The organism is Streptomyces sp. NPDC037288, assembly GCF_055603265.1.
This window is the reverse complement of record NZ_JBVJVY010000012.1, coordinates 164,208-189,988: the sequence shown is the minus strand read 5'-3', so window position 1 is coordinate 189,988 and position 25,781 is coordinate 164,208. Positions and strand designations below refer to the sequence as shown.

The 25,781-nt window shown below is 72.2% G+C and carries 19 protein-coding genes and 1 pseudogene; 15 read left to right on the top strand and 5 right to left on the bottom strand.

What is annotated here, in order from left to right; translation table 11 throughout:
* Nucleotides 1-85 precede the first annotated feature (85 nt).
* From ACZ7GZ_RS17190 to ACZ7GZ_RS17160, 7 genes are all read left to right on the top strand, one after another.
* Nucleotides 86-2,827 carry a DNA translocase FtsK gene (locus ACZ7GZ_RS17190; RefSeq protein WP_471024871.1) on the top strand — a complete coding sequence of 914 codons (2,742 nt, stop codon included), beginning with the start codon at nt 86-88 and terminating at the stop codon, nt 2,825-2,827.
* Between the two features lie 278 nt (nt 2,828-3,105).
* Nucleotides 3,106-3,951: a helix-turn-helix domain-containing protein gene (locus ACZ7GZ_RS17185; RefSeq protein WP_471024869.1), complete on the top strand. Its 846-nt coding sequence runs from the start codon at nt 3,106-3,108 to the stop codon at nt 3,949-3,951.
* A 95-nt stretch (nt 3,952-4,046) separates the two neighbouring features.
* Nucleotides 4,047-5,519, top strand: coding sequence for a 30S ribosomal protein S12 methylthiotransferase RimO (gene rimO / locus ACZ7GZ_RS17180; RefSeq protein ID WP_471024868.1), 1,473 nt, complete (start codon nt 4,047-4,049; stop codon nt 5,517-5,519).
* A complete protein-coding gene (gene pgsA, locus ACZ7GZ_RS17175; protein ID WP_471024867.1) occupies nt 5,516-6,274 on the top strand; it encodes a CDP-diacylglycerol--glycerol-3-phosphate 3-phosphatidyltransferase in 759 nt (252 codons plus the stop codon). Before rimO ends, pgsA begins: the two co-directional genes overlap by 4 nt.
* Entirely contained in the window at nt 6,271-6,816 is a 546-nt protein-coding gene (locus tag ACZ7GZ_RS17170; protein WP_471024866.1) for a CinA family protein, read from the top strand. Before pgsA ends, ACZ7GZ_RS17170 begins: the two co-directional genes overlap by 4 nt.
* A gap of 109 nt (nt 6,817-6,925) precedes the next feature.
* Entirely contained in the window at nt 6,926-7,300 is a 375-nt protein-coding gene (locus tag ACZ7GZ_RS17165) for a helix-turn-helix domain-containing protein (RefSeq protein ID WP_369392241.1), read from the top strand.
* 191 nt (nt 7,301-7,491) lie between these two features.
* Nucleotides 7,492-7,962 (top strand): Dps family protein, encoded by a 471-nt coding sequence (locus tag ACZ7GZ_RS17160; protein WP_471024864.1) that lies wholly within the window; start codon nt 7,492-7,494, stop codon nt 7,960-7,962.
* 349 nt (nt 7,963-8,311) lie between these two features.
* On the opposite strand, the gene ACZ7GZ_RS17155 is transcribed toward ACZ7GZ_RS17160, so the two are convergent.
* The 3 genes from ACZ7GZ_RS17155 to ACZ7GZ_RS17145 all read right to left on the bottom strand — a co-directional run bounded on the left by ACZ7GZ_RS17155 (nt 8,312) and on the right by ACZ7GZ_RS17145 (nt 15,124).
* Entirely contained in the window at nt 8,312-9,076 is a 765-nt protein-coding gene (locus ACZ7GZ_RS17155; protein WP_471024863.1) for an SDR family NAD(P)-dependent oxidoreductase, read from the bottom strand.
* A gap of 112 nt (nt 9,077-9,188) precedes the next feature.
* Nucleotides 9,189-10,034: an Fpg/Nei family DNA glycosylase gene (locus ACZ7GZ_RS17150; RefSeq protein WP_471024861.1), complete on the bottom strand. Its 846-nt coding sequence runs from the start codon at nt 10,032-10,034 to the stop codon at nt 9,189-9,191.
* A 98-nt stretch (nt 10,035-10,132) separates the two neighbouring features.
* The gene (locus ACZ7GZ_RS17145; protein WP_471024860.1) at nt 10,133-15,124 is read right to left on the bottom strand and encodes an ATP-dependent helicase; all 4,992 of its coding nucleotides are present in this window, start codon (nt 15,122-15,124) and stop codon (nt 10,133-10,135) included.
* 106 nt (nt 15,125-15,230) lie between these two features.
* On the opposite strand from ACZ7GZ_RS17145, the pseudogene ACZ7GZ_RS17140 reads away from it, so the two are divergent.
* From ACZ7GZ_RS17140 to ACZ7GZ_RS17130, 3 genes and pseudogenes are all read left to right on the top strand, one after another.
* Nucleotides 15,231-16,154 (top strand): annotated as a pseudogene (locus ACZ7GZ_RS17140) (AraC family transcriptional regulator); the annotation flags it as partial.
* A gap of 26 nt (nt 16,155-16,180) precedes the next feature.
* Nucleotides 16,181-16,969, top strand: coding sequence for an AzlC family ABC transporter permease (locus tag ACZ7GZ_RS17135; RefSeq protein WP_471024859.1), 789 nt, complete (start codon nt 16,181-16,183; stop codon nt 16,967-16,969).
* A complete protein-coding gene (locus ACZ7GZ_RS17130) occupies nt 16,966-17,274 on the top strand; it encodes an AzlD domain-containing protein (protein ID WP_471024858.1) in 309 nt (102 codons plus the stop codon). Before ACZ7GZ_RS17135 ends, ACZ7GZ_RS17130 begins: the two co-directional genes overlap by 4 nt.
* A gap of 113 nt (nt 17,275-17,387) precedes the next feature.
* Here ACZ7GZ_RS17130 and ACZ7GZ_RS17125 read toward each other — a convergent pair whose 3' ends face one another.
* Complete coding sequence (locus tag ACZ7GZ_RS17125; protein ID WP_471024856.1) at nt 17,388-18,332, bottom strand: hypothetical protein; 945 nt, start codon at nt 18,330-18,332, stop codon at nt 17,388-17,390.
* Nucleotides 18,333-18,412: 80 nt separating this feature from the next.
* Here ACZ7GZ_RS17125 and ACZ7GZ_RS17120 point away from each other — a divergent pair, with 80 nt between their 5' ends.
* The gene (locus tag ACZ7GZ_RS17120) at nt 18,413-18,607 is read left to right on the top strand and encodes a DUF3046 domain-containing protein (protein ID WP_471024854.1); all 195 of its coding nucleotides are present in this window, start codon (nt 18,413-18,415) and stop codon (nt 18,605-18,607) included.
* A 114-nt stretch (nt 18,608-18,721) separates the two neighbouring features.
* The gene (locus ACZ7GZ_RS17115; RefSeq protein ID WP_471024852.1) at nt 18,722-19,966 is read left to right on the top strand and encodes an AI-2E family transporter; all 1,245 of its coding nucleotides are present in this window, start codon (nt 18,722-18,724) and stop codon (nt 19,964-19,966) included.
* Between the two features lie 42 nt (nt 19,967-20,008).
* Here the strand turns inward: ACZ7GZ_RS17115 and ACZ7GZ_RS17110 are convergent, their stop codons facing one another.
* Nucleotides 20,009-20,752 (bottom strand): hypothetical protein, encoded by a 744-nt coding sequence (locus ACZ7GZ_RS17110; protein ID WP_471024851.1) that lies wholly within the window; start codon nt 20,750-20,752, stop codon nt 20,009-20,011.
* A 280-nt stretch (nt 20,753-21,032) separates the two neighbouring features.
* Between ACZ7GZ_RS17110 and recA the strand changes: the two genes are divergently transcribed.
* The 3 genes from recA to ACZ7GZ_RS17095 all read left to right on the top strand — a co-directional run bounded on the left by recA (nt 21,033) and on the right by ACZ7GZ_RS17095 (nt 25,779).
* Nucleotides 21,033-22,163: a recombinase RecA gene (gene recA / locus ACZ7GZ_RS17105; protein WP_471024849.1), complete on the top strand. Its 1,131-nt coding sequence runs from the start codon at nt 21,033-21,035 to the stop codon at nt 22,161-22,163.
* A 3-nt stretch (nt 22,164-22,166) separates the two neighbouring features.
* Nucleotides 22,167-23,024, top strand: a complete 858-nt coding sequence (recX, locus tag ACZ7GZ_RS17100; RefSeq protein ID WP_471024847.1) for a recombination regulator RecX — start codon at nt 22,167-22,169, stop codon at nt 23,022-23,024.
* Between the two features lie 226 nt (nt 23,025-23,250).
* The gene (locus ACZ7GZ_RS17095) at nt 23,251-25,779 is read left to right on the top strand and encodes an ABC transporter permease (protein ID WP_471024845.1); all 2,529 of its coding nucleotides are present in this window, start codon (nt 23,251-23,253) and stop codon (nt 25,777-25,779) included.
* Nucleotides 25,780-25,781 lie beyond the last annotated feature (2 nt).

Here is a 25,781-nt window from a genome sequence, read left to right as displayed (position 1 = left end):
TTCCGCGCCCCGACAAGGGCGACACGAACGGGTGAAGCTGTGGGCACACGTGTCCGCTGTCGTCTCCCCCGGTAACCTCACACCCATGGCCTCACGTCCCTCCGCAGCCAAGAAGCAGCCCGCCAAGAAGGCGGCTGCTCCCGCGAAGGCTCCGGCGAAGAAGGCCGTAGCGAAGAAGGCGGCGGCCAAGAAGGCACCCGCCAAGAAGGCCCCGGCCAAGAAGGTCCCGCCGAAGCCGGCCCCCAGCCCCACCGGGGGCGTGTACCGGCTCGTGCGCGCCCTCTGGCTGGGCCTCGCGCACGCCGTCGGCGCCGTCTTCCGCGGCATAGGGCGGGGCGCGAAGAACCTGGACCCGGCCCACCGCAAGGACGGCGTCGCGCTGCTGCTGTTCGGCATCGCGCTGATCGTCGCCGCCGGCACCTGGGCCGACCTGAAGGGCCCCGTCGGGGACCTCGTGGCGATCCTCGTCACCGGTGCCTTCGGCCGGCTCGACCTGCTGGTGCCGATCCTGCTCGCGGTGATCGCCGTACGGTTCATCCGGCACCCGGAGAAGCCGGAGGCCAACGGACGGATCGTGATCGGCCTGTCCGCGCTCGTCGTCGGCGTGCTCGGCCAGGTCCACATCGCCTGCGGCTCGCCCGCGCGCAGCGACGGCATGCAGGCCATAAGGGACGCCGGCGGTCTCGTCGGCTGGGCGGCGGCCACTCCGCTGACGTACACCATGACCGACATGCTCGCCGTACCCCTGCTGGTGCTGCTGACGATCTTCGGTCTGCTCGTGGTGACCGCCACCCCGGTCAACGCCATCCCGCAGCGGCTGCGGGCACTCGGTGTGCGCCTGGGGGTACTGCACGACGAGGAGGCGCAGGAGTTCGGCGAGGACGACGCGCGCTACGACGAGCAGTGGCGCGAGGCGCTGCCCGCGCGCCCCCGTAAGCGCTCGTCCGCCCCCCGGGCGTACGACCCGGCCAGTGCCGAGGAGGAGGCCCTCTCGCAGCGCCGCGGCCGTCCCAGGCGCTCCGCGGTGCCCCAGCCGGATCCGCAGCGCCAGATGGACGCCGTGGACGTCGCGGCGGCCGCCGCCGCGGCGCTCGACGGTGCGGTACTGCACGGCATGCCGCCCTCCCCGCTGGTCGCCGATCTCACCCAGGGCGTCAGCGTCGGCGACCGCGAGGAGACGACGCCGGTGCCCGCGCCCGCGCCGGCACCGGAAGCCGGGCCGTCGCCGGTACCGGCCGCGCGGCCCAAGCAGCAGAAGCCCAAGGCCGGAATCGTCCCCGACCTGACCAAGAAGGCCCCCGAGGAGCCGCGCGACCTGCCGCCGCGGGCGGAGCAGCTCCAGCTGTCCGGGGACATCACCTACGCACTGCCGTCCCTGGACCACCTCACCCGCGGCGGTCCAGGCAAGGCGCGCAGCGAGGCCAACGACGCGGTCGTCGCCTCGCTCACCCAGGTCTTCACCGAGTTCAAGGTCGACGCCGCCGTCACCGGCTTCACGCGCGGCCCGACGGTCACCCGCTACGAGGTCGAGCTCGGCCCCGCCGTGAAGGTCGAACGCATCACCGCGCTGACCAAGAACATCGCGTACGCCGTCGCCAGCCCCGACGTGCGGATCATCAGTCCCATCCCCGGCAAGTCCGCGGTGGGCATCGAGATCCCGAACACCGACCGGGAGATGGTCAACCTCGGTGACGTGCTGCGTCTCGCGGAGTCCGCCGAGGACGACGACCCGATGCTGGTCGCCTTCGGCAAGGACGTCGAGGGCGGGTACGTGATGCACTCGCTGGCGAAGATGCCGCACATGCTGGTCGCCGGTGCCACCGGTTCCGGCAAGTCGTCCTGCATCAACTGCCTGATCACCTCGGTCATGATGCGGGCGACCCCGGAGGACGTCCGGATGATCCTGGTCGACCCCAAGCGCGTCGAGCTGACCGCCTACGAGGGCATCCCGCACCTGATCACGCCGATCATCACCAACCCCAAGCGGGCCGCCGAGGCACTGCAGTGGGTGGTACGCGAGATGGACCTGCGCTACGACGACCTCGCGGCCTACGGCTACCGGCACATCGACGACTTCAACCAGGCCGTCCGCGAGGGCAAGGTCAAGCCGCCGGAGGGCAGCGAGCGGGAGCTGCAGCCGTACCCGTACCTGCTGGTGATCGTGGACGAGCTGGCCGACCTGATGATGGTCGCCCCGCGCGACGTCGAGGACGCGATCGTGCGCATCACGCAGCTCGCGCGCGCGGCCGGCATCCACCTGGTGCTCGCCACCCAGCGGCCCTCGGTGGACGTCGTGACGGGTCTCATCAAGGCCAACGTGCCCTCCCGGCTGGCCTTCGCCACCTCCTCGCTCGCCGACTCCCGGGTCATCCTCGACCAGCCCGGCGCCGAGAAGCTCATCGGCAAGGGCGACGGCCTGTTCCTGCCGATGGGCGCGAACAAGCCCACCCGTATGCAGGGCGCCTTCGTCACCGAGGCCGAGGTCGCGGCCGTCGTCCAGCACTGCAAGGACCAGATGGCGCCCGTCTTCCGCGACGACGTCACGGTCGGCAGCAAGCAGAAGAAGGAGATCGACGAGGACATCGGCGACGACCTCGACCTGCTGTGTCAGGCGGCCGAACTGGTCGTCTCCACCCAGTTCGGGTCGACCTCCATGCTCCAGCGCAAGCTGCGGGTCGGCTTCGCCAAGGCCGGGCGGCTCATGGACCTCATGGAGTCCCGCAACATCGTGGGGCCGAGCGAGGGCTCCAAGGCGCGTGACGTTCTGGTCAAGCCCGACGAGCTGGACGACGTGCTCGCCGTGATCCGCGGGGAAACCGGGGAGTAGGGCGAAGGACCGTCCGGCGGACGCCGTTTACGCCGGGTGGCCGATCGCCGTGATCCACTTGTTAGAGAACGGCGAGCAACCGTTTCCCTTTGTCGTACGTCCAGTTGAGCGAGAGGACAGGTAGTAGTCCCATCATGGGGTATCTGCCTGTCAAGCCCTCGGTCCGTCCGGCCGTTCCGATGGGGTACAAAGTCCCACCGCCCGGTTGCCCCACCCTTTCGTACCACCCCTAGACTGAGCTTCCAGCACAGGTGGCTACACGCTCGAAAGGCGCCCCCGTGTCCATCGGCAACTCCCCTGAAGACGAGCGTCCGTTCCCCGACGAGTCCCGGGAGGCCCGTGTCTCCGTGGGCCGTGCCCTGCAGCAGGCGCGGATCGCGGCCGGGCTCACCGTGGACGACGTCAGCAGCGCCACTCGTGTCCGTATCGCCATCGTGCACGCCATCGAGGCGGACGACTTCGCCCCGTGCGGCGGTGATGTGTACGCCCGCGGGCACATCCGCACGCTGGCCAGGGCCGTCCGCCTCGACCCCGCCGCCCTGATCGCCCAGTACGACGCCGAGCACGGCGGACGTCCCGCACCCACCCCGGCCGCACCCCTGTTCGAGGCGGAGCGCATCCGGCCCGAGCGGCGCGGCCCGAACTGGACGGCGGCCATGGTGGCCGCGATCGTCGTCGTGATCGGTTTCGTCGGCTTCACCGCGGTCAGGGGCGGCGGCTCCGGAAACGATGCGAAGTCGCAGGTCGCCGAGGGCAGCGGTACACCCGCCGCGAGCAGGTCCGCCTCGCCCACGCCGAAGAAGGGCAAGCCCGCCACGCCGAGCACCGATCCCTCCGACAGCGCCATCGCCGCCGCGCCCCAGGACAAGGTGACCGTCCAGGTCAGCGCGCCGGGCGGACGCAGCTGGATCTCGGCCAAGGACCACAACGGCCGGATGCTCTTCGACGGACTGCTGAAGAAGGGCCAGTCCAAGACCTTCCAGGACAGCTCCAAGATCAACCTGATCCTCGGCGACGCCGGCGCGATCGAGCTGTACGTCAACGGCAAGAAGATCGACGACAACTTCCAGCCGGGCGCGGTGGAACGCCTGACCTACACGAAGGGCGACCCCGTCGCGGGCTAGGCGGCCCTTCGGGAAGAGCGTGTGTGACGGGGTTGGCCAAGATCGGCCAACCCCGTCGACATGGGCTGTCAGTGAGACGAAGTAGTCTTGAGCCCATGCCTGAACGCCGTACCGTCGCCCTCGTCACTCTTGGCTGCGCCCGTAATGAGGTGGACTCCGAGGAGCTCGCAGGCCGTTTGGAGGCGGACGGCTGGCAGCTCGTGGAGGACGCCGCGGACGCCGACGTCGCCGTGGTCAACACCTGTGGCTTCGTCGAGGCCGCGAAGAAGGACTCCGTCGACGCCCTCCTCGAGGCCAACGACCTCAAGGATCATGGCAGAACCCAGGCCGTCGTGGCGGTGGGCTGCATGGCCGAGCGGTACGGCAAGGAGCTGGCCGAGGCACTGCCCGAGGCCGACGGCGTGCTCGGCTTCGACGACTACGCGGACATCTCCGACCGCCTGCAGACCATCCTGTCCGGCGGCATCCACGCTGCCCACACCCCGCGCGACCGCCGCAAGCTGCTCCCGATCAGCCCGGCCGAGCGGCAGGAATCGGCCGCCTCCGTCGCGCTGCCCGGCCACGGCCCGGCCGACCTCCCGGAGGGCGTCGCGCCCGTCTCCGGTCCGCGCGCGCCCCTGCGGCGCCGCCTCGACGGCTCCCCGGTCGCCTCGGTGAAGCTCGCTTCGGGCTGCGACCGGCGCTGCTCCTTCTGCGCCATCCCGTCCTTCCGCGGCTCCTTCATCTCCCGCCGCCCCAGCGATGTGCTGAACGAGACCCGCTGGCTGGCCGAGCAGGGTGTGAAGGAGATCATGCTCGTCTCCGAGAACAACACCTCCTACGGCAAGGACCTGGGCGACATCCGCCTGCTGGAGTCCCTGCTGCCCGACCTGGCCGAGGTCGACGGCATCGAGCGGGTGCGGGTGAGCTACCTGCAGCCGGCCGAGATGCGCCCGGGACTGATCGACGTGCTGACCTCCACTCCGAAGGTCGTCCCGTACTTCGACCTGTCCTTCCAGCACTCCGCGCCCGACGTGCTGCGGGCCATGCGCCGCTTCGGCGACACCGACCGCTTCCTGGAGCTGCTCGACACGATCCGTTCCAAGGCGCCCGAGGCCGGCGTGCGCTCCAACTTCATCGTCGGCTTCCCCGGCGAGAGCGAGGCGGACCTGGCCGAGCTGGAGCGTTTCCTGAACGGCGCACGCCTGGACGCCATCGGTGTCTTCGGCTACTCCGACGAGGAGGGCACGGAGGCGGCGACGTACGAGAACAAGCTCGACGAGGACGTCGTCGCCGAGCGCCTCGCACGGGTGTCCCGGCTGGCCGAGGAGCTGGTCTCGCAGCGCGCAGAGGAGCGCGTCGGGGAAGCCGTGCGCGTCCTGGTCGAGTCCGTCGACGAGGAAGAGGGCGTGTACGGCCGCGCCGCACACCAGGCGCCCGAGACGGACGGCCAGGTGCTCCTCACGAGCGGCGAGGGCCTGAGCGTCGGACGTATGGTCGAGGCGAAGGTGGTCGGTACGGAAGGTGTCGACCTGGTCGCCGAGCCGCTGACCGGCTCGCTCGCGTGTAGTGAGGAGGCGGGCAGATGACCGGAGTCCCGGCATCCGCCGCGGGCGGCTCCTCCGGCGCGCACGGCGCCCGGGGGCCCGCCGCCGCTGCCGACGGCGTTGCGTCCGAGGTCTCCGGTTCTGCTTCAGGTCCCGAGGGCGGCGGCAGGGCACCGCGCGGCGGCAAGATCGCGGCCGCCGCCGTCAACCAGGCCAGCGTCTGGAACGTCGCCAATCTGCTGACCATGCTCCGGCTGGTCCTCGTGCCCGGCTTCGTGGCGCTGATGCTGGCGAACGGCGGTTACGACCCGGCCTGGCGCTCGCTGGCCTGGGCGGCCTTCGCCATCGCCATGATCACCGACCTGTTCGACGGGCATCTGGCGCGCACGTACAACCTGGTCACCGACTTCGGGAAGATCGCCGACCCCATCGCCGACAAGGCCATCATGGGAGCGGCGCTCATCTGTCTGTCGGGCCTGGGCGACCTGCCGTGGTGGGTGACGGCCCTGATCCTCGGCCGGGAACTCGGCGTCACCCTGCTGCGTTTCCTGGTCATTCGCTACGGCGTGATCCCGGCCAGTCGTGGGGGCAAGCTCAAGACCCTCACCCAGGGGGTCGCGGTCGGGATGTACGTCCTGGCACTGACGGGATGGCTGGCCACTTTGAGGTTCTGGGTGATGGCCGCAGCCGTCGTTCTCACCGTCGTCACCGGCCTCGACTACGTAAGGCAAGCCATTGTGCTGCGCCGCCGGGGAATCGCCGAGCGGGCGGCGGCGTTGGAGGAGAAGGAAGCGTGAGCTCACACGCCACCGAACTGGTGCGACTACTGACTGTGAGGGGCGAGACCCTCGCCGTCGCCGAGTCGCTCACGGGTGGCCTGGTGGCGGCGGAGATCACAGCAGTGCCCGGAGCGTCCAAGGTGTTCCGGGGTTCGGTCACCGCCTACGCCACCGAGCTGAAGCATGAGCTGCTGGATGTCGACGCCACCCTGCTGGCGCAGCGAGGAGCGGTGGATCCGCAGGTCGCGGGCCAGATGGCAGCCGGGGTGCGGAAGGCTCTGGGTGCCGACTGGGGTGTCGCGACCACCGGGGTCGCCGGCCCCGATCCGCAGGACGGCAAGCCCGTCGGGGCGGTCTTCGTGGCCGTGGACGGGCCGCTCACGGACCGTCTCGGTTCTGCCGGTGGCGGAAAAGTGGAAGCCCTGCGGTTGAACGGCAGCCGTGCGGAAATTCGTATGGAGAGTGTACGGAGCGTACTCGCACTGCTTCTGAGAGAGCTTGCGGGCGAACAGACCGGGAACGAGCGGGCACAGGATACGGAACGGAACGGGGGGTTTTGATGTTTGCAGCCCTGAGTGAACACGACATCGCTCCCCGCACGGCCGCGGCGCAAGGCGGTACGGTGGGGCGAGAAGGATGCGGCTACGCGGTCCGAGGAGGGAGCCACCGATGATTCTGCTCCGTCGCCTGTTGGGTGACGTGCTGCGTCGGCAGCGCCAACGCCAGGGCCGTACTCTGCGCGAAGTCTCCTCGTCCGCCCGAGTCTCACTCGGCTATCTCTCCGAGGTGGAGCGGGGGCAGAAGGAGGCTTCCTCCGAGCTGCTCGCCGCCATCTGCGACGCGCTGGACGTACGGATGTCGGAACTCATGCGGGAAGTGAGCGACGAGCTGGCGCTCGCCGAACTGGCCCAGTCCGCCCGGGCCACCGAGTCCGTACCCACGTCGGTCCGTCCGATGCTGGGTTCGGTGTCGGTGACCGGTGTGCCACCGGAACGGGTGACCATCAAGGCGCCCGCGGAGGCGGTGGACGTGGTCGCCGCGTGACGTACGCGTACCCGGCTTAGCGAACCTTCGAGGCCCCGGCCGGCTTCTCGGGACGTACCCGAGGAGCATGGCCGGGGCTTTCGTTTTCCGGCCACATGTGCGACGTGTGTCACTTTTGCTCGCGTTTGCCGGGTCCGTTCGGTGCGGTCATGGTGGAGGGACGTGACGGGCAAAAGCACCGGAGGAAGCGGATGTACGTCGTGAAGAGCCAGTTGGCCGACGCGGACCTGAAGACCGTGGCCGAGGCGCTGCAGGGTGCCCTCGTCGACCTGGTGGACCTCTCGCTGGTCGCCAAGCAGATCCACTGGAACGTCGTCGGGCCCCGCTTCCGCTCCATCCACCTCCAGCTCGACGAGGTCGTCGCCTCCGCGCGCACCCACTCCGACACCGTGGCGGAGCGGGCCTCGGCCCTGGGGGTGCCGCCCGACGGGCGCGCCGCCACGGTGGCCTCCAGCAGCGGCGTCAAGACCACTCCGGCGGGCTGGATCAAGGACACGGACGCTGTCGGGACCATGGTGGACGCGCTGGGCGCCGTGATCACCCGGATGAGGGAGCGCGTGGGCGCGACGGGGGAGCCGGATCCGGTGTCCCAGGACATCTTCATCGGGATCACCGCTGACCTGGAGAAGCATCACTGGATGTTCCAGGCGGAGAACGCGTAAGCGGTTCGGGCGGGACGGGGCGCCCCGGAGCGGCTGTTTTCGCTGCTGCATCCGTGAGCCCTCGGTGCGCCTCCCGCGCGGCTGGTGCGGCGGTCTAGCGTCCGGCGGGAGGTGGTGGCGGGCATGGTGGGACGGATAGTGCGCCGGGGGGCCGCCCTGGCGCTGGGGGCCGTGTGGTGGTGGGCCGTGCTGCGGATCGCCCTGGGGCAGGGCGCGGGCGTTCTGGAAGGCGCCGTCGCGGCCGGCGGGTGGGGGGTGAGCCTGCTGCCGGTGCACTGTGTGCCCAAGGGACAGGCGGCCGACGTGGTGTCGGCGGGGCGGTGGTTGGCCGCCTGGCGGATGGGCGGCGCTACCAGGGCATCGCCACACCCCCGTTCGGGCGAAGTATCTGACCGGTCGTGAACGCCGACGCGTCCGACGCCAGGTGCAGCACCGCGTGAGCGACGTCCTCCGGCTCGCCGACCCGGCCCAGCGGTGACATCCGGGCCATCACACCCTCGGTGTGCGCCTGCGCCTCACGGTCGTGCCGGTCGGTCATCGGGGTGCGGATCCAGCCCGGCGCGATCGCGTTGACCCGGATGCCGTGCCGTCCGACCTCGGTGGCCAGCGTCTTGGTCAGCTGGACCACAGCCGCCTTCGCCGCGCCGTAGCAGAGCAGTCCCGGGCCGCCGGTGTCGACCGCGCCGGACGCCATGGTCACGATGCTGCCCCGGGTGGCTCGGGCCAGCATCAGACGCGCCGCCTCCTGGCAGGCGTACAGCACTCCCTTGAAGTTGACGTTCAGGACCCGGTCGAGATCCTCGTCGCGGGTCTCCAGCACGGGGCTGCTGTGCATGATGCCGGCGATCGCCGCCATCACGTCCAGACGCTCGCAGGAGCGGACCGCCTCGGCCAGGGCCGCCCGGTCGGTGACGTCCAGGACATGCGTACGGGCCGTGCCGCCGCGTTTCGCGATCAGCTCCGCCGTGCCGTGCAGACCGTCCGCGTCCCGGTCGGCGCAGTGCACCACCGCGCCCGCCTCGGTGAGCAGGACGGCTGAGGCCCGGCCGATCCCGCCGGCGGCTCCGGTGACGAATGCGGTGCGCCCGGTGAGGTCGTACGGGGTGAGGGGCATACAAGGACCGTACGAGCGTTTCTGACGGGTCGTCAATTAGTCGGAGGCGGTGACCGGTTCGGGTGCCGTCGGCATAGTGGCGCCCCGGTCTCCGACGGGGGCCGACACGTCGTCAGGCGGTGCGGCGGGGATAGCGGTCTCGCCAGCGCTGCGGCGCGCCGGGGGCGGGGGCGGGGCCGGTCTGGCAGGCGGGGCACCAGTAGGTGGGGCGTTCCTGGGTGCCGTCGCCCTGGTCGGCCACGCGGACCGGCGTGTGGCAGCGCAGGCACGGACGGGGTGCGCGGCCGTAGACGAACAGGTCGTGCCGGTGCAGGCCCGTGGTCTGCCGGACCGGGCGGTCGCGGTTCTCCTCCAGGAGTCTCTTGGCGAGCGCGGGCAGCTTCTCGGCGCGGTCCGGGGGCAGCGCGCCGGCCGGGAGCCACGGGGTGACGCCCAGCAGGAAGCACAGCTCGCTCTTGTAGACGTTGCCGATGCCGGCGAGATTGCGCTGGTCGAGCAGGGCCTCGCCGAGCGGGCGGGCGGGATCGGCGAGGAGGTTGGCCAACGCCCGCACGGGGTCCCAGTCCGGTCCGAGCAGGTCGGGGCCCAGATGGCCGACCACCCGCTCCTCCTCGCCCGTGCGCAGCAGCTCCAGAACCTGGAGGCGGTAGCCCACGGCCGTGCGGTCGACGGTGCCGAGGATCGCACGGATCTGGTGTGCCGGGCCGCCCCGCCAGCGCTCGTCCGCGCCGTACACCTTCCAGGTCCCCTCCATCCGCAGATGAGTGTGCAGGGTCAGGCCACCCTCGAACCGGGTGAGCAGGTGTTTGCCGCGCGGGATCGTACTGAGCACCGTACGGCCGGTGAGGTCGACCGTCGCGTACTTCGGCACCCGGAAGTCGCTGCGGGTCAGCACCTTGCCCGCGAGGGCCTCGTGCAGCCGCCGCGCGGCCTGCCAGACCGTGTCGCCTTCGGGCATGCGTCAAGGGTGCCACGGGCAGCGCCCCAAGGGGCGCGGGGCTGTGCCTGAAGACGGCAGCTCGCTGCATTCCGAACGCCGCGGCACCTGGCGGAGCGTCACGCTCTCAGGCGCAGGCCGCGTGGTGTGGCCACGAAGCCCGCTGCCTCCAGGAGGGCGCCTATGGGCGAGGTCAGGGCCTGGGCGCCGTTGATCCGCTCGACCGTGACCGTGCCGAGGGAGCCCGCGCGTGCCGCCGCGGCCAGGGCATCCGCGGCCGTGCGCAGGCGGGGGTCGTCCGCAGGCGCGATGTCCGGTCCGGCGGGCCAGGCCAGCAGCGTCTTGCCGCCGCGCTCCATGTACACGGTCAGGTCGCCCTCGACCAGGACGACGAGTGAGCCCGCCTTGCGGCCCGGCTTGTGCCCGGCACCGGACGGTGGCTCCGGCCAGGACAGGGCCGCGCCGTAGGCGTTGGCGGGGTCGGCCGCGGCGAGGACCACGGCACGGGGGTCGGGCGAGGACGTGCCCGTACGACCGCTGCCGTACGCCCGGTGCGCAGGCGAGCCGTAGGGGCCGCCTCCGCCTCCGCGGGGGCCGCCGTAGCCGGGGGAACCGAAGGGGTCGGCCAGGTCGCGGGGGGAGACGTAGTCGCCGGGGGCCGGCGCGGGATCCGCCGGTGGCCAGGTGAAGTCGCCGTCGAGGCCGGGGTGCGCGAAGCCGCCGTCCGTCCCTTCGAAAGCGGCGGGGAGGGGGTGTTCGTGGGGTGCGTCGTCGCTTCCGCCGAAGCCGTTCGGGAACGCCGGCGCGGCAAAGCCGCTCGAGGGATGTGGGTAGCCGTTCCCGGGGGCCGCGGTGGTCAGGCTCTCACCGCGTTCGCGGGCGTTGGACACCGCGCGGAGCCGGTCGACCGCGCCGTCCATGGCGAACTGGGCCGCGCCCAGGCCCTCGACCACATAACCGCGCCGCGCCTGGCCGCTGTCCTCGAAGGCGGACAGCACGCGGTACACCGCCGAGAACCCGCCCTCGACGCCCTCCGCGGCGACCGCCCCGCGGGTGACCACGCCGTGCCGGTCCAGGAGGGTGCGGGCCAGTGCGTGGGCGCGCACGGTGGCATCCGGCTCGGCCGCGGGGAGCAGCGACCAGCGGCCGGCGACCGTCGGCGGGCCCGTACGGGACGCGGTGCGCGCGGCGGCCGTCAGGGAGCCGTAGCGCCCGCGCGGTACGGCGCGCTTGGCGCGGTGGGCGGTCGACCCCGCCGTACGGCCCGAGCCCAGCAGGGAGCGCATCGGTGCCAGGGTGTCGTTGGTGAGCCGGCCCGACCAGGCCAGGTCCCAGAGGGCGTCGGCCAGTTGGGGGTCGGTGGCGTCGGGGTGGGTGGTGGCTCGCACCTGGTCGGCGATCTGGCGGAAGAACAGGCCGTAGCCGCCACAGAGGGCGTCCAGGACGGACTGGTGGAGCGCGGTCAGCTCCAGGGGATGCGGCGGCGGGAGCAGCACGGGGGCCGCGTCCGCCAGATAGAGGGAGACCCAGCCGTCCTTGCCGGGCAGTGCACCCGCGCCGGCCCACACCACTTCACCCGCGGCGGTCAGCTCGTCGAGCATCGAGGGCGTGTAGTTCGCCACGCGGGAGGGCAGGACCAGTTTCTCCAGCGCGGAGGCGGGCACGGAGGCGCCCTGCACCTGCTCGATGGCGCGCACCAGTCCGTCGATGCCGCGCAGGCCATGGCCCGTGCCGATGTGCTGCCACTGGGGCAGGAACTGGGCGAACGCGGCCGGTGGCACGGGCTCCAGCTCGTGGCGCAGGGCCGCCAGGGAGCGGCGGCGCAGGCGGCGCAGTACGGCCGCGTCGCACCATTCCTGACCGATGCCCGCCGGGTGGAACTCGCCCTGCACCACCCGGCCGTTCGCGGCGAGCCGCTGCAGGGCGCCCTCGGTGACCGCCACGCCGAGGCCGAAGCGGGCCGCCGCCGTGGCGGACGTGAACGGGCCGTGCGTGCGGGCATAGCGGGCCAGGAGATCGCCGAGCGGGTCCTTGACCGGCTCGGTGAAAGCCTCGGGCACACCGACCGGCAGCGCCGTGCCGAGCGCGTCGCGCAGCCGGCCCGCGTCCTCGACCGCCGCCCAGTGGTCGGCGCCGGCGATCCGGACCTTGATGGCCCGGCGGGCGCCGGCCAGCTCAGGCGCCCACTGCGGGTCCGCGCCCCGCGCCACCAGCTCGGCGTCGGTCAGCGGGCCGAGCAGCCGCAGCACGTCGGCCACGCCCTCCACGTCCTTGACCCGGCGATCCTCGGCGAGCCACTGCAGCTCGCGCTCCAGCTCGGTCAGTACCTCGGCGTCCAGCAGTTCGCGCAGTTCCGCCTGGCCCAGCAGTTCGGCCAGCAGCCGCGAGTCCAGGGAGAGGGCGGCGGCGCGGCGCTCGGCCAGCGGGGAGTCGCCCTCGTACAGGAACTGGGCGACGTACCCGAACAGGAGCGAGCGGGCGAACGGGGACGGCTCGGGGGTGCTGACCTCGACCAGGCGCACCTTGCGGGACTCGATGTCGCCCATCAGCTCGACGAGCCCGGGTACGTCGAAGACGTCCTGGAGACATTCGCGGACCGCTTCCAGGACGATCGGGAACGAGCCGAACTCGCTCGCCACCTGCAGCAGTTGGGCCGCGCGCTGGCGCTGCTGCCACAGCGGGGTGCGCTTGCCGGGGCTGCGGCGCGGCAGCAGCAGCGCGCGGGCGGCGCACTCGCGGAACCGGGAGGCGAACAGGGCGGAACCACCCACCTGGTCGGTGACGATCTGGTCGACCTCGCCCTTGTCGAAGGCGACGTCCGCCGCGCCGACGGGTGCCTGCTCGCTGTCGTATTCCGTGCCGGCCTTCATCGGTGCCTGGTCGAGCAGGTCCAGGCCCATCAGGTCGGCATCCGGCAGGCGCAGCACGATGCCGTCGTCGGCGTGCATGACCTGCGCGTCCATGCCGTACCGCTCGGACAGCCGGGCGCCGAGCGCGAGGGCCCACGGGGCGTGCACCTGGGCGCCGAAGGGGGAGTGGACGACGACCCGCCAGTCGCCCAGCTCGTCGCGGAAGCGCTCCACGACGATCGTGCGGTCGTCCGGGACATGGCCGCAGGCCTCGCGCTGCTCGTCCAGGTACGACAGCACGTTGTCCGCCGCCCAGGTGTCGAGGCCCGCTGCCACCAGGCGCAGCCGGGCGTCGTCCTTGGGGAGCGAGCCCACCTCGCGCAGGAACGCGCCCACCGCGCGGCCCAGTTCGAGCGGCCGGCCCAGCTGGTCGCCCTTCCAGAAGGGCAGCCGGCCCGGAACGCCGGGCGCGGGGGAGACCAGGACCCGGTCGCGGGTGATGTCCTCGATGCGCCAGGAACTCGTGCCCAGCGTGAAGACGTCGCCCACCCGGGACTCGTAGACCATCTCCTCGTCCAGCTCGCCGACCCGGCCGCCGCCCTTCTTCGGGTCGGAACCGGCGAGGAAGACGCCGAAGAGGCCGCGGTCCGGGATCGTGCCGCCGGAGGTGACGGCGAGGCGCTGGGCGCCCGGGCGGCCGGTGATCTCGCCGGTCACGCGGTCCCACACCACGCGCGGGCGCAGCTCCGCGAACGCGTCGGACGGATAGCGGCCCGCGAGCATGTCGAGGACCGCCGTGAACGCCGACTCGGGCAGCGAGGCGAAGGGGGCCGCACGGCGGACCATGGCGAGCAGGTCGTCGAACTGCCAGGTGTCCAGCGCCGTCATCGCGACCAGCTGCTGTGCGAGCACGTCCAGCGGGTTCGCGGGTACCTTCAGGGACTCGATCGAGCCCGAGCGCATCCGCTCGGTGACCACGGCCGCCTGGACGAGATCACCGCGGTACTTGGGGAAGACGACACCGGTGGAGACGGCGCCCACCTGGTGTCCCGCACGGCCGACGCGCTGCAGCCCGGAGGCGACCGAGGGTGGGGACTCGACCTGCACGACCAGGTCGACGGCGCCCATGTCGATGCCCAGCTCCAGGCTGGACGTGGCGACCACGGCGGGCAGCCGGCCCGCCTTCAGGTCCTCCTCGACCAGGGCTCGCTGCTCCTTCGAGACCGAGCCGTGGTGCGCCCGGGCGATCACCGGGGGCGCACCCTGGGCCGCGCCCGAGCCGCCCATCAGCTGGGCCGGGGAGTGGTGCTCGTCCAGCGTCTCGCCGGTCGCCCGCTCGTAGGCGATCTCGTTCAGCCTGTTGCACAGCCGCTCGGCGAGGCGCCGGGAGTTGGCGAACACGATCGTGGAGCGGTGGGACTGGACCAGGTCGGCGATCCGCTCCTCCACATGCGGCCAGATCGACGGCCGCTCGGCGCCCTCGCTCGCGACGGCCGCCGGAGCGCCGCTCAGCTCGCCCATGTCCTCGACCGGGACGACCACGGACAGGTCGAACTCCTTGCCGGACTCCGGCTGGACGATCTCCACCTTGCGACGCGGGGACAGATACCGGGCGATCTCGTCGACCGGGCGGACGGTCGCCGACAGGCCGATCCGGCGGGCCGGCCGCGGCAGGAGCTCGTCGAGCCGCTCCAGGGAGAGCGCGAGATGGGCACCGCGCTTGGTGCCCGCGACCGCGTGCACCTCGTCGAGGATCACCGTCTCCACGCCCGTCAGCGCGTCGCGCGTGGCCGAGGTCAGCATCAGGAACAGCGACTCGGGGGTGGTGATCAGGATGTCCGGCGGGCGGGTGGACAGGGCGCGCCGCTCGGCCGCCGGTGTGTCGCCGGAGCGGATGCCGACCCCGACCTCGGGCTCGGGCAGGCCCAGGCGCACGGACTCCTGCCGGATGCCGGTGAGCGGGCTGCGCAGATTCCGCTCGACGTCGACCGCGAGGGCCTTCAGCGGGGACACGTAGAGAACCCGGCAGCGCTTCTTCGGGTCGGCCGGGGGCGGGGCCGAGGCCAGCTGGTCCAGGGCGGCGAGGAACGCGGCCAGTGTCTTGCCCGAGCCGGTCGGGGCCACCACCAGCACGTCCGAACCCGCACCGATGGCCTGCCACGCGCCGGCCTGGGCCGCGGTGGGCGCGGAGAACGCCCCCGTGAACCAGCCGCGGGTCGCGGGGGAGAAGCCGTCGAGGGCTCGGTGTGCGGAGCTGACCATGCGTCCATCCTGCACCCGGCCACTGACAATCGCGCTGAGCTGGGCAAACGCAGTGCGGCGGGAGGGGAGGGGGCCGGTCGCGGGTGGTGGGGCGGAGAATGGGCGTATGGCGGGTCGAACGGGGCGGCGCGACGAACGGACCGGTACCGGGGCAGGCGGGGACCGGCCGGTGGAGCGTGCGCGGCACTGGCGGTACGACGACCTGCCGGGTGTGGACCTGCTGCGGGCCCGGTACATCCACAAGACCTTCGTCCGGCACACCCACGAGCACTTCGTCATCGCGGCCATAGCCGACGGCGTCGAGGTCTTCCACCACCACGGCTCCGACGTGTCCGCGGGCGCGGGAGCTCTCGCGCTGGTCAATCCGGACACCCCGCACACCGGCCGCGCCGGTGTCCCCGAGGGCTGGCGGTACGGCGCCGTCTATCCCTCGCCCGAGGTGGTCGCCGCGATCGCGGCCGAGACCACCACCATCCGGGGTGCGCCGGGCTTCGTCAGCCCCGTCCTCGACGACCCCTACACCGTCCGCCTGGTCCACCAGGTGCTCCGCGCCGCCGACGAGGGCAACGCGCTGGCCGCCGACACTCTGCTGCGGGTCGCCGTGACCCGGCTGCTGCGACGCAACGGCGGCCCGTTGCCCCAGCGGCCGGTCCGCACGGCCGGAGCCGGTATCGCGGCACGCGCGCGTGCCGTGCTGAACGAGCGGATGGCCGGGCCACCGACCCTGGAACGGCTGGCCACCGATCTCGGCACCAGCCCGTTCGCGCTGCTGCGGGCGTTCCGTGACGCCTACGGCATGCCGCCGCACGCATGGCTGACCGATGCCCGTGTGCGCCGCGCCCGACTCCTGCTGGATTCGGGAGCGGCCCCGGCCGAGGCGGCCGTCGCCGTCGGCTTCACCGACCAGCCCCACCTCAACCGGCACTTCACCCGGATCGTCGGCGTGCCTCCGGGGGCCTACCAGCGCGAGCGCAGGTACGCGGGCGAGCCGGGGACCGCGCGTGGGCGCAAGAACGTACAAGACCCTGGCTGAGGGTGGCCCGTACCGTCCGGGGCGTGGCACAGCAGACAGCACTCGCGGACATGAGCGCCGCCGACGCCGACAAGCCCGACCGGGCCGTCGTACGCGACGCCCTCGCAGTCGGTGTCGCCGTGGGCCTGTCCGGATTCGCCTTCGGGGTGACCTCGGCCGGCAGCGGGCTCGGACTGCTCCAGACCTGTGCGCTCAGCCTCCTGGTCTTCACCGGCGCCTCCCAGTTCGCCCTGGTCGGAGCGCTCGCCGCCGGAGGCAGTCCGTTCACGGCGGCCGCTGGCGCCTTCTTCCTCGGTGTCCGCAACGCCTTCTACGGGCTGCGGTTGTCGCACCTGCTCGCCCTCCCGCGCCCGGTACGGCCGTTCGCCGCCCAGTGGGTGATCGACGAGACCACGGCGGTCACCCTGGCACAGCCGACCCGGCGCGCCCGGCGGATCGGCTTCACCGTCACCGGGCTCGCGCTGTACGTGCTCTGGAACCTCACCACGCTGCTCGGCGCGCTAGGCGCCAAGGCCATCGGCGACACGCGCGCGTGGGGTCTGGACGCGGCCGGGCCCGCCGTGTTCCTCGCTCTGCTCGCGCCCATGCTGAAGACGGCCACCGAGCGCGCGGTCGCGGCCCTCGCGATCCTGCTGGGCCTCGGCCTGCTGCCCGTCCTGCCGGCCGGCGTCCCGGTTCTGGCCGCGGCCCTCGCGGCACCGATCGCCCTCGTCGCCGCGGGCCGCCGCGTGGGGCGGCGCGGCGGCGACGTGGGCGCCGCGGAGGGGGCGTACGGGGCGGACGGGACGACGGGGTCGGAGGAGGACCGGTGAACACCTGGATGGCGATCGGCTTGACCGCACTCGGCTGCTACGCCGTCAAGCTCGCCGGGCTGCTGGTGCCCGCGGGTGTCATGGAGCGGCCGTTCGTACGGCGCCTCGCCGCCCTGCTGCCCGTCGCCCTGCTCGCGGCGCTCACGGCTCAGCAGACGTTCGCCGACGGGCACGCGCTCGTGCTGGACGCACGGGTCGCCGGGCTCGGCGCGGCCGCCGTGGCGTTGCTGCTGTGCGCGCCGTTCCTGCTGGTCGTCGCGGCTGCCGTGGTGGTGACGGCGGGAGTACGGGCCTTGGGCGGGTGACGACGCGGGACCGACGCCGGAGGGGCGGCTCGGCTCACGCGAGCGGCTCCGCGCGCGAAGCGACCTGGTTCGGCCGGCGCGCAAGACGCGGTCAACCGCCCCAGGACGCCGGCTCAGCCCACGAAACGGCCGTACGACCGCAGCGTGCGCAGCGCCTCGATAGTGACCATGGCGCGTGCCTCCAGTGCGGGGGCCGGTGCCCACCGGCGCCATCGGATCCCCCAGCCGCCGTCGTCCTGCTGCTCGGCGGCCAGGTGATCAAGGGACCGTGCCATCTCGTCGTCCGTGAACCACGCGCGCGCAAGTGACTCCGGACTCCTGGCGAAGTCGTGCGGGAAGTGGTGCTCGCCGGGGGCGTAGCCGGATGCGACCGGATACGCGGCGAGCCGGTTCGGGTCGAGAGCCGCGAGCCGTTGCTCCCGCACCATGCGGCCGAGCCGGTCCGCGGCGGCCTCCGCGCGCGAGCGGTCGGGAACGGAGTCCAGGAACGCCACGGCGGCCTGCACCTCGTACGGGTGGGACTTGTCCAGTGACTCCACTGCCTGCCAGCAGAAGTCGGTGGCCCGGAACAGCCAGGCGTGCCACACCTCGTTGCGGTGCAGCAGCCCGACCACCGGCCCGGTGGCGAGCAGCTCGCTGGGGGGATCGTCGACGACCGGGACGAACGGCGCCGTCGGATACCCGCGCTGGCTGGGACGGACCGCCGGAAGGGCGCCGTCCGCTGTGGAGACCGAGGTCAGATAGCGGCACACGCGCTCGACCCGCTGCCCGCCGCAGCGCCCGACGGCGTCCAGGACGCGCAGCGCGTGCGCGGTGTGCAGAGGCTGGCTCACGGGGCCGCGCAGATCGGGCTCCAGGGCGTGCCCGTATCCGCCGTCCTCGTTGCGGTAGGCGTCCAGCGCGGCTTCCACCGCGTCCGGGGTGCCGTGCAGGAAGTGGTACGCGAAGAGGCGCTGCTCCAGCACGCGCGCGGTGAGCCACACGAACTGCTCGGCGCGGAAGAGCGGGGAGCGCGCCGGGGGCGGGGAAGGGAGTGGGGAAGCTCCGGTTTCGGACATGGGTCAGACCGTAGGACGGAAAGCGGTCTCGGCAAGCGCTCCGGGCCGGAGCCCACACCCGGGGGCGGGATACTGGAGTCATGCGGTTGACGGTCTTCTGGCAGCGGATGGCGGAACACTTCGGTTCGGGGTACGCCGACACCTTCGCGCGCGATCACGTCATGTCGGAGCTGGGCGAGCGCACGGTGAACCAGGCGCTGAACGCCGGCTGGGACGCGAAGGACGTGTGGCGCGTGGTCTGCACGGTCATGGACGTGCCCGGCGAGCGGCGCTGACCGCTGCCCGAAACGCCCCGATCATCCCTGGACACGGCCGGCCCCACGGCACCGATCGGTCACGAAGACCGCAGGTGGGCGCCGGTTGTCGGTGGTGTCGGGGAGACTTGGCGCGTGGCACCCACTGACGAGACCCACGAGCCGCTGCCCCGGCAGGCGGCACCGACCGGTACGACACCGCCCGACCGGCCGCCGGCCCCCGGCGCCGTCGCTCCGGTTGGTCGCATGCCGCGCTGGCTGCCGCGCGCCATGGTGCTCGCGCTCGCGTTGATCGCCGCGTTCCAGCTCGGCAGCTGGGCCTTCCACCAGCTGACCGGGCTGTTGATCAACATATTGATCGCGTTCTTCCTGGCGCTCGCGATAGAGCCGGCGGTGAGCCGGATGGCCGCCCGCGGCATGCGCCGGGGGCTCGCCACGTTCCTGGTCTTCCTCGGGCTGACGATCGCCGTCGCCGGGTTCGTCACCCTGCTCGGCTCCATGCTGGCCGGCCAGATCATCAAGATGGTCGAGGGTTTCCCGGACTACCTTGACTCACTCATCAACTGGATCAATGAGACCTTCCACACCGAGCTCCGGCGCGTGGACGTCCAGGAGGGCCTGCTCCACTCCGACTGGCTGCGCAAGTACGCGCAGAACAGCGCCGCCGGTGTCCTCGACGTCTCCGCGCAGGTGCTCGGCGGGCTGTTCCAGCTGCTGACGGTGGGGCTGTTCTCCTTCTACTTCGCGGCCGACGGCCCCCGGCTGCGCCGCGCCCTGTGCTCCGTCCTGCCGCCCGCACGCCAGGCGGAGGTGCTGCGTGCCTGGGAGATCGCCGTCGACAAGACGGGTGGCTATCTCTACTCGCGCGGCCTGATGGCGCTCATCTCCGGCATCGCCCACTACATCCTGCTCCAGGCCCTGGGCGTGCCGTACGCGCCCGTGCTCGGTGTCTGGGTGGGCCTGGTCTCCCAGTTCATCCCGACCATCGGCACCTACCTCGCGGGGGCGCTGCCGATGCTGATCGCGTTCACCGTCGAGCCCTGGTACGCGGTGTGGGTGCTGGTGTTCGTCGTGGTCTACCAGCAGTTCGAGAACTACATGCTCCAGCCCAAGCTGACGGCCAGGACGGTCGACATCCACCCGGCGGTCGCCTTCGGCTCCGTCATCGCGGGAACCGCCCTGCTGGGCGCCGTCGGTGCGCTGATCGCCATCCCGGCGGTGGCCACCCTGCAGGCCTTCCTCGGGGCGTATGTGAAGCGGTACGCCGTCACGGACGATCCCAGGGTGTACGGGCACCGCGGCCGGGGGCCGGGCGGTCCCGGGATGCTGGCCCGCATACGCCGGCTGCGCCCCGGGCAGCCGGAGGCGGAGGAGTCGTAGGGCCGGTGAGCCTCGGAGGCCGGCGCCGCCCCGGTCCCGTCGTCAGTACGTCAGCACCGCCCACACTGCCGCTGCGGCGACCGCAGCCGCGTAACAGCCGACCGCCGTGGCCACGATCCGCCGCCGTGTCCGTTCGCTCCAGGGCGAGCGGGACAGCAGCCGGGCCAGCGCGGGCAGGACGAGTACGGCATGCAGGCTCACGCCGTGCAGGGGCTTGAACGGGGCCGTCGAGTGGTAGGCGGCCTCCTGGTGGCCGGTCCTGGTCAGCACGACCCCGCGCGCGATCATCGCCGCCCCGGAGGCCAGCGCCAGCAGTAGGATCGCGAACCCGGAGCGGATCGCGAGCGGCATGCCGGCGGGGCCTGCCGGCCGGTCCCGGAAGGACGCGACGGCGAAGACCGTGAGCAGGACGACGAGGACGCCACCGCCCACCGCGAGCGTCATGGACACGGCGGTGTCGAACCGGGTCTCCATGTTCAGGTGCGAGGGCACGCGGCGCCATGCCTGGAGGGTGATCCCGCCGACCTCCACCACGCAGTCGGCGGCGAAGACGAGCAGCAGGGCCGAGCGCAGCCGCGGGCCGACGTGCAGGTACGACGTGACCCAGGTGATCGCCATCAACGTCAGCCCGAAGGAAAGCCCGAACGTGACGGGCTTGCGCCAGGACACCGGACCGTCCCACGGGCCGCCGTCGACCGCGAACACCAGCAGATGTGCGAGACCGGACAGGACGAGGAGCAGCCCCGTCGCATGGCAGAGGCGGTCGGCGACGCGGGGATTCTTCATGCGCCAAGGCTCCCGGGAGGGGCCGGCGCGGTCGTCGTCCGGTCGAAGGCACCCGCCGTACGCCACCGGGAGCAGCGGCGTCCGCGCGCTTGACACAAAAATCGAACATCCATTCTTATTGAGGCTCAGGCGAGGCTTTCGGTAGTGGATTTCGTCCCGTTTTGCGGGAGGAAGTCCCTCGGTTATCCACAGGCTGGGCCTGCGTCGGGGCGCATTGTCAGTGGCAGGGGTTAGCGTCTTTGACGTGAAGCGATCGACTCAAGCAAACCGGGTGGAACCCATGGCAGGAACCGACCGCGAGAAGGCGCTCGACGCCGCGCTCGCACAGATTGAACGGCAATTCGGCAAGGGCGCGGTCATGCGCATGGGCGAGCGGTCGAAGGAGCCCATCGAGGTCATCCCGACCGGGTCGACCGCACTCGACGTCGCCCTCGGCGTCGGCGGCCTGCCGCGCGGCCGTGTCGTGGAGATCTACGGACCGGAGTCCTCCGGTAAGACGACCCTGACCCTGCACGCGGTGGCGAACGCGCAGAAGGCCGGCGGCCAGGTCGCCTTCGTGGACGCCGAACACGCTCTCGACCCCGAGTACGCGCGCAAGCTCGGCGTCGACATCGACAACCTGATCCTCTCCCAGCCGGACAACGGCGAGCAGGCCCTGGAGATCGTGGACATGCTCGTCCGCTCCGGCGCGCTCGACCTCATCGTCATCGACTCCGTCGCCGCGCTCGTCCCGCGAGCGGAGATCGAGGGCGAGATGGGCGACTCGCACGTGGGTCTGCAGGCCCGCCTGATGAGCCAGGCCCTCCGGAAGATCACCAGCGCGCTCAACCAGTCCAAGACCACCGCGATCTTCATCAACCAGCTCCGCGAGAAGATCGGCGTGATGTTCGGCTCCCCGGAGACCACGACGGGTGGCCGGGCGCTGAAGTTCTACGCCTCCGTGCGCATCGACATCCGCCGCATCGAGACCCTGAAGGACGGCACGGAGGCGGTCGGCAACCGCACCCGCTGCAAGGTCGTCAAGAACAAGGTCGCCCCGCCCTTCAAGCAGGCCGAGTTCGACATCCTCTACGGTCAGGGCATCAGCCGCGAGGGCGGCCTGATCGACATGGGCGTGGAGCACGGCTTCGTCCGCAAGGCCGGCGCCTGGTACACGTACGAGGGCGACCAGCTCGGCCAGGGCAAGGAGAACGCCCGCAACTTCCTCAAGGACAACCCCGACCTGGCCAACGAGATCGAGAAGAAGATCAAGGAGAAGCTGGGCGTCGGTGTCCGGCCCGAGGAGCCCGTCGCCGAGCCGGGCGCGGACGCGGCGGTCACCACCACCGCTGCCGCCGACGACGCCAAGACGACGCCCGCCCCGGCAGCCGCCAAGGCCACCAAGCCCAAGGCCGCCGCAGCAAAGAGCTGACCCGTGACACGACGAACCGACTGGGCCGAGTACGAGTACGTCACCCCCGGCGCCCCACGGGGGAGGGGCACCGGGGGCCACCCGGACTCCGCCCCGGGCGGTGACGACGGATACCGGGACGATCGTTACGAAGGTGAGGACGGGCGCGACGAGTACCGCGGAGCCGGGGGACACGGCGATGACGGCCACGCCCACCCGGGCGACCCGGGCGGCGAGCCCTTCGGGGGTGGCTCGCCCGGCCGCGGCTCCGGCCCGCGCGGCGGCCGCGGGCGTGGCCGGCGACGTCGCGGCTTCGGGGACGCGCCCGGTGAGGACGAAGACGCCCCTTCCTCGTCGAGGGCCGAGCGGGGGGAGTCTTCAGGGGACCCGGCTGAGCGGGCACGGGCGATCTGCCTGCGCCTGCTCACCGGGACCCCGCGCACCCGCAAGCAGCTCGCGGACGCCCTGCGCAAGCGGGAGATCCCCGAGGACGTGACCGAGGAGGTGCTGTCGCGGTTCGAGGAGGTCGGGCTGATCGACGACAGCGCGTTCGCGGACGCCTGGGTGGAGTCCCGGCACCATGGCCGGGGGCTGGCGCGCCGGGCGCTCGCCCAGGAACTGCGCACCAAGGGGGTCGACTCGGCGCTGATCGACGAGGCCGTCTCCCAGCTCGACTCCGAGCAGGAGGAGACGACGGCCCGTGAGCTGGTGACCCGCAAACTGCGCGCCACCCGAGGCCTCGACCGTGACAAGCGGCTCCGCCGCCTCGCCGGCATGCTCGCCCGCAAGGGCTACCCCGAGGGCATGGCTCTCCGCGTCGTCCGCCAGGCCCTGGAGGAAGAGGGCGAGGACACGGAGTTCCTCGGAGAAGGGGACTGCTGAGCCGGCGGGGCGGGCCGGAGCGGGCGGTCTCCGGATCGCGGGTGTCTTCAGACTCCTGAAGGTCCTCCGGGGGTTAACCCCCGCCGAAGACGCCGGGCCACCGCAATGCTCTGCCTGGCACGCACGGCCGAAGCTGTACGCACGCTCCGGACCACGGCACACGACCTTGTCGGGGCCGGCCGCGTACGACCCAGGCCGACGTGTACAACAGAAGAGAGTCCGCCCGATGATGCTGCGATACGCCCTCCGGACAGTCCGCGCCCGAAAGACAGGATTTCTCGGTGCTTTCCTCGCGCTGATGTGCGCGGCCGCTCTGATCACCGCCTGCGGGACCCTCCTCGACACCGGCCTGCGCGGCAGCATCCGCACCGAGCGCTACGCCGCCGCTCCCGTCGTGGTCTCCGGCGACCAGTACGTCCACCAGACCACCGTCAAGCACAAAAAGGGCAAGACCAAGGTCAAGCACAAGGCGAAGCCCCTCGCCGAGCGCGCCTGGCTCCCGGAGGGGCTGCGCACCAGACTCTCCCATGTTCCCGGCGTGGCCCAGGTGGTGCCGGAACTCACCTTCCTCGCCCAGCCGTTGACCCCGGCAGGCACCGGCGGCCGTACCGCTTACGGGCACGCCTGGGAGTCCGCCGCGCTGACGCCGTACCGGCTGACCGCCGGCAGCGCGCCCAGGTCCGACGACGACCTGGTCATCGACAGCGGCCTAGCGGCACGGTCCGGGCTGCGGCCGGGGGACCGGCTCACCGTGCAGTCCACGCGGGCCCCGCGTGATTACCACATCACCGGTATCGCCACGCCGGCCACTGTCGTACGCCACCAGACGTCCCTGTTCTTCTCCGCCGCCGAGGCCCGCCGGCTGGCCGCGCACCCGGGGCAGGTCAGCGCGTTCGGCGTGCTGCCGGCCAAGGGGACGGACCCCGAGCGGGTGCGGAACGCCGTGACGCAGGCTCTGCACGGCACCACCGCCCAGGTCAGCGCCGGCGCCGCCCGTGGACCCGTCGAGTTCCTGGACGCGGCCGCCGCCCGCACCCGGCTGGTCAGCATGGGCGGTGCCATGGGCGGTACCTCGCTGCTGGTGGCGGTACTCGTGGTCGTCGGCACCTTCGCGCTCACCGTGCAGCAGCGCCACCGCGAACTCGCCCTGCTCCGCGCCATCGCCGCCACATCCGGACAGATCCGCACGCTGCTCGGCCGGGAGGCGCTGATCGTCGGCGCGGCGGCGGGCACCGTGGGCGCGCTGCTCGGGCTGCCGCTGGGGAGCTGGCTGCACTCCAGGTTCGTCGCCCTGGGCGCCGTACCCGACACGCTCGAGCACACCGTCAGTGTCTTCCCGCCGCTCGCCGCCCTCGCCGCCACCCTGCTCGGCGCCTGGGCCGCGGCCCGGATCGCCTCCCGCAGGATCGCCCGGATCCGCCCGACCGAGGCTCTGGCCGAGGCCAGGACCGAGCGGACCCGTCCCGCCTGGGGGCGGATCGCCGCCGGACTGCTGCTGCTCGCCGGTGGAGTCGTCCTCGTCGTCGTCCTCACCTCCCTGCGCACCGAGCCCGCCTCGACTCCCGTGACCTTCCTCGCCGTCGTCGTCCTGTCCACCTCCGTCGCCCTGCTCGGTCCCCTGCTGGTCAGGGCAGCCGCACTGCTGCTCGCCGGTCCGCTCCGGCTCACCGGCCACGGCGGCCGCCTCGCCACCGCCAACCTGCGCGGCAACGCCGTCCGTATGGCCTCCGTCGTCACCCCCCTCACCCTGCTCATCGGCATGACCTGCACCGTGCTGTTCGTCCAGTCAACGCTCGGCGACGCCGCCCGCAGCCAGGTCCGGGACGGCGTCCGAGCCGACTGGGTCGTCGCCGCGCAGGGACCGGGCGTCCCCGCTGAGGCCGCACAACGGCTGCGCGCAGGGCACGACACCGTCACCGAGGTCGTCCGTACGACCGTCCGCGTCGGCCTCGACAAGTACCCCGCGCAGGGCGTCACCCCGGCGGGCCTGGCCCGCACCTGGGACCCGCAGGTCACCGCCGGTTCCCTCGAACGGCTCGGCTCCGGCACGGTCGCCGTCAGCCAACTCGCCGCGGACCAGCACCACGTGAAGCCCGGCAGCACCCTGAAACTCACCCTCGGCGACGGCACGCCCGCCACGCTCACCGTCGCCGCCGTCTATGCCCGCGGTCTCGGCTTCGGTGACCTCACCTTCTCCCACGACCTCGTCGCCCGCCATGTCGACAACCCGCTCGCCTCCTCCGTACTGGTCAGCACGACCCGTACACAGACACAACTCGCGACTACTCTGCGTGAGTTCCCGGGGCTGCGGATTCTTTCGCCGGCCGATGCCGACGCCCTGCAGGCCGACCGGCAGCAGACGAACGCGGAGGTCAACTACCTCGCCATGGGGCTCGTGCTGGCCTTCACCGCCATCGCCGTCGTCAACACCCTCGCCATGTCCGTGGCGGAGCGAGTCCGGGAGTTCGCGCTGCTCCGCCTCGCCGGTGCGACCCGCCGTCAGGTGCTGCGCATGCTGCGCACCGAGGTACTGTCCGTCCTGTTCCTCGCCAGCTCGCTCGGCAGCGGGATCGCCCTCGCCGTGCTCACCGCGTTCAGTGTCGGGATGACGGGCCGGGCCGCGCCGACGGTCGCGCCCCTGCTCTACGTCGCCGTCGTCGGGATCGCCGGCCTCCTCGCGCTCGTGGCGAGCGCGCTTCCCGGGCGGTCGGCGCTCCGGGTGCGCGCGGTGACCGTGGCCACGGCGAAGGAGTAGGA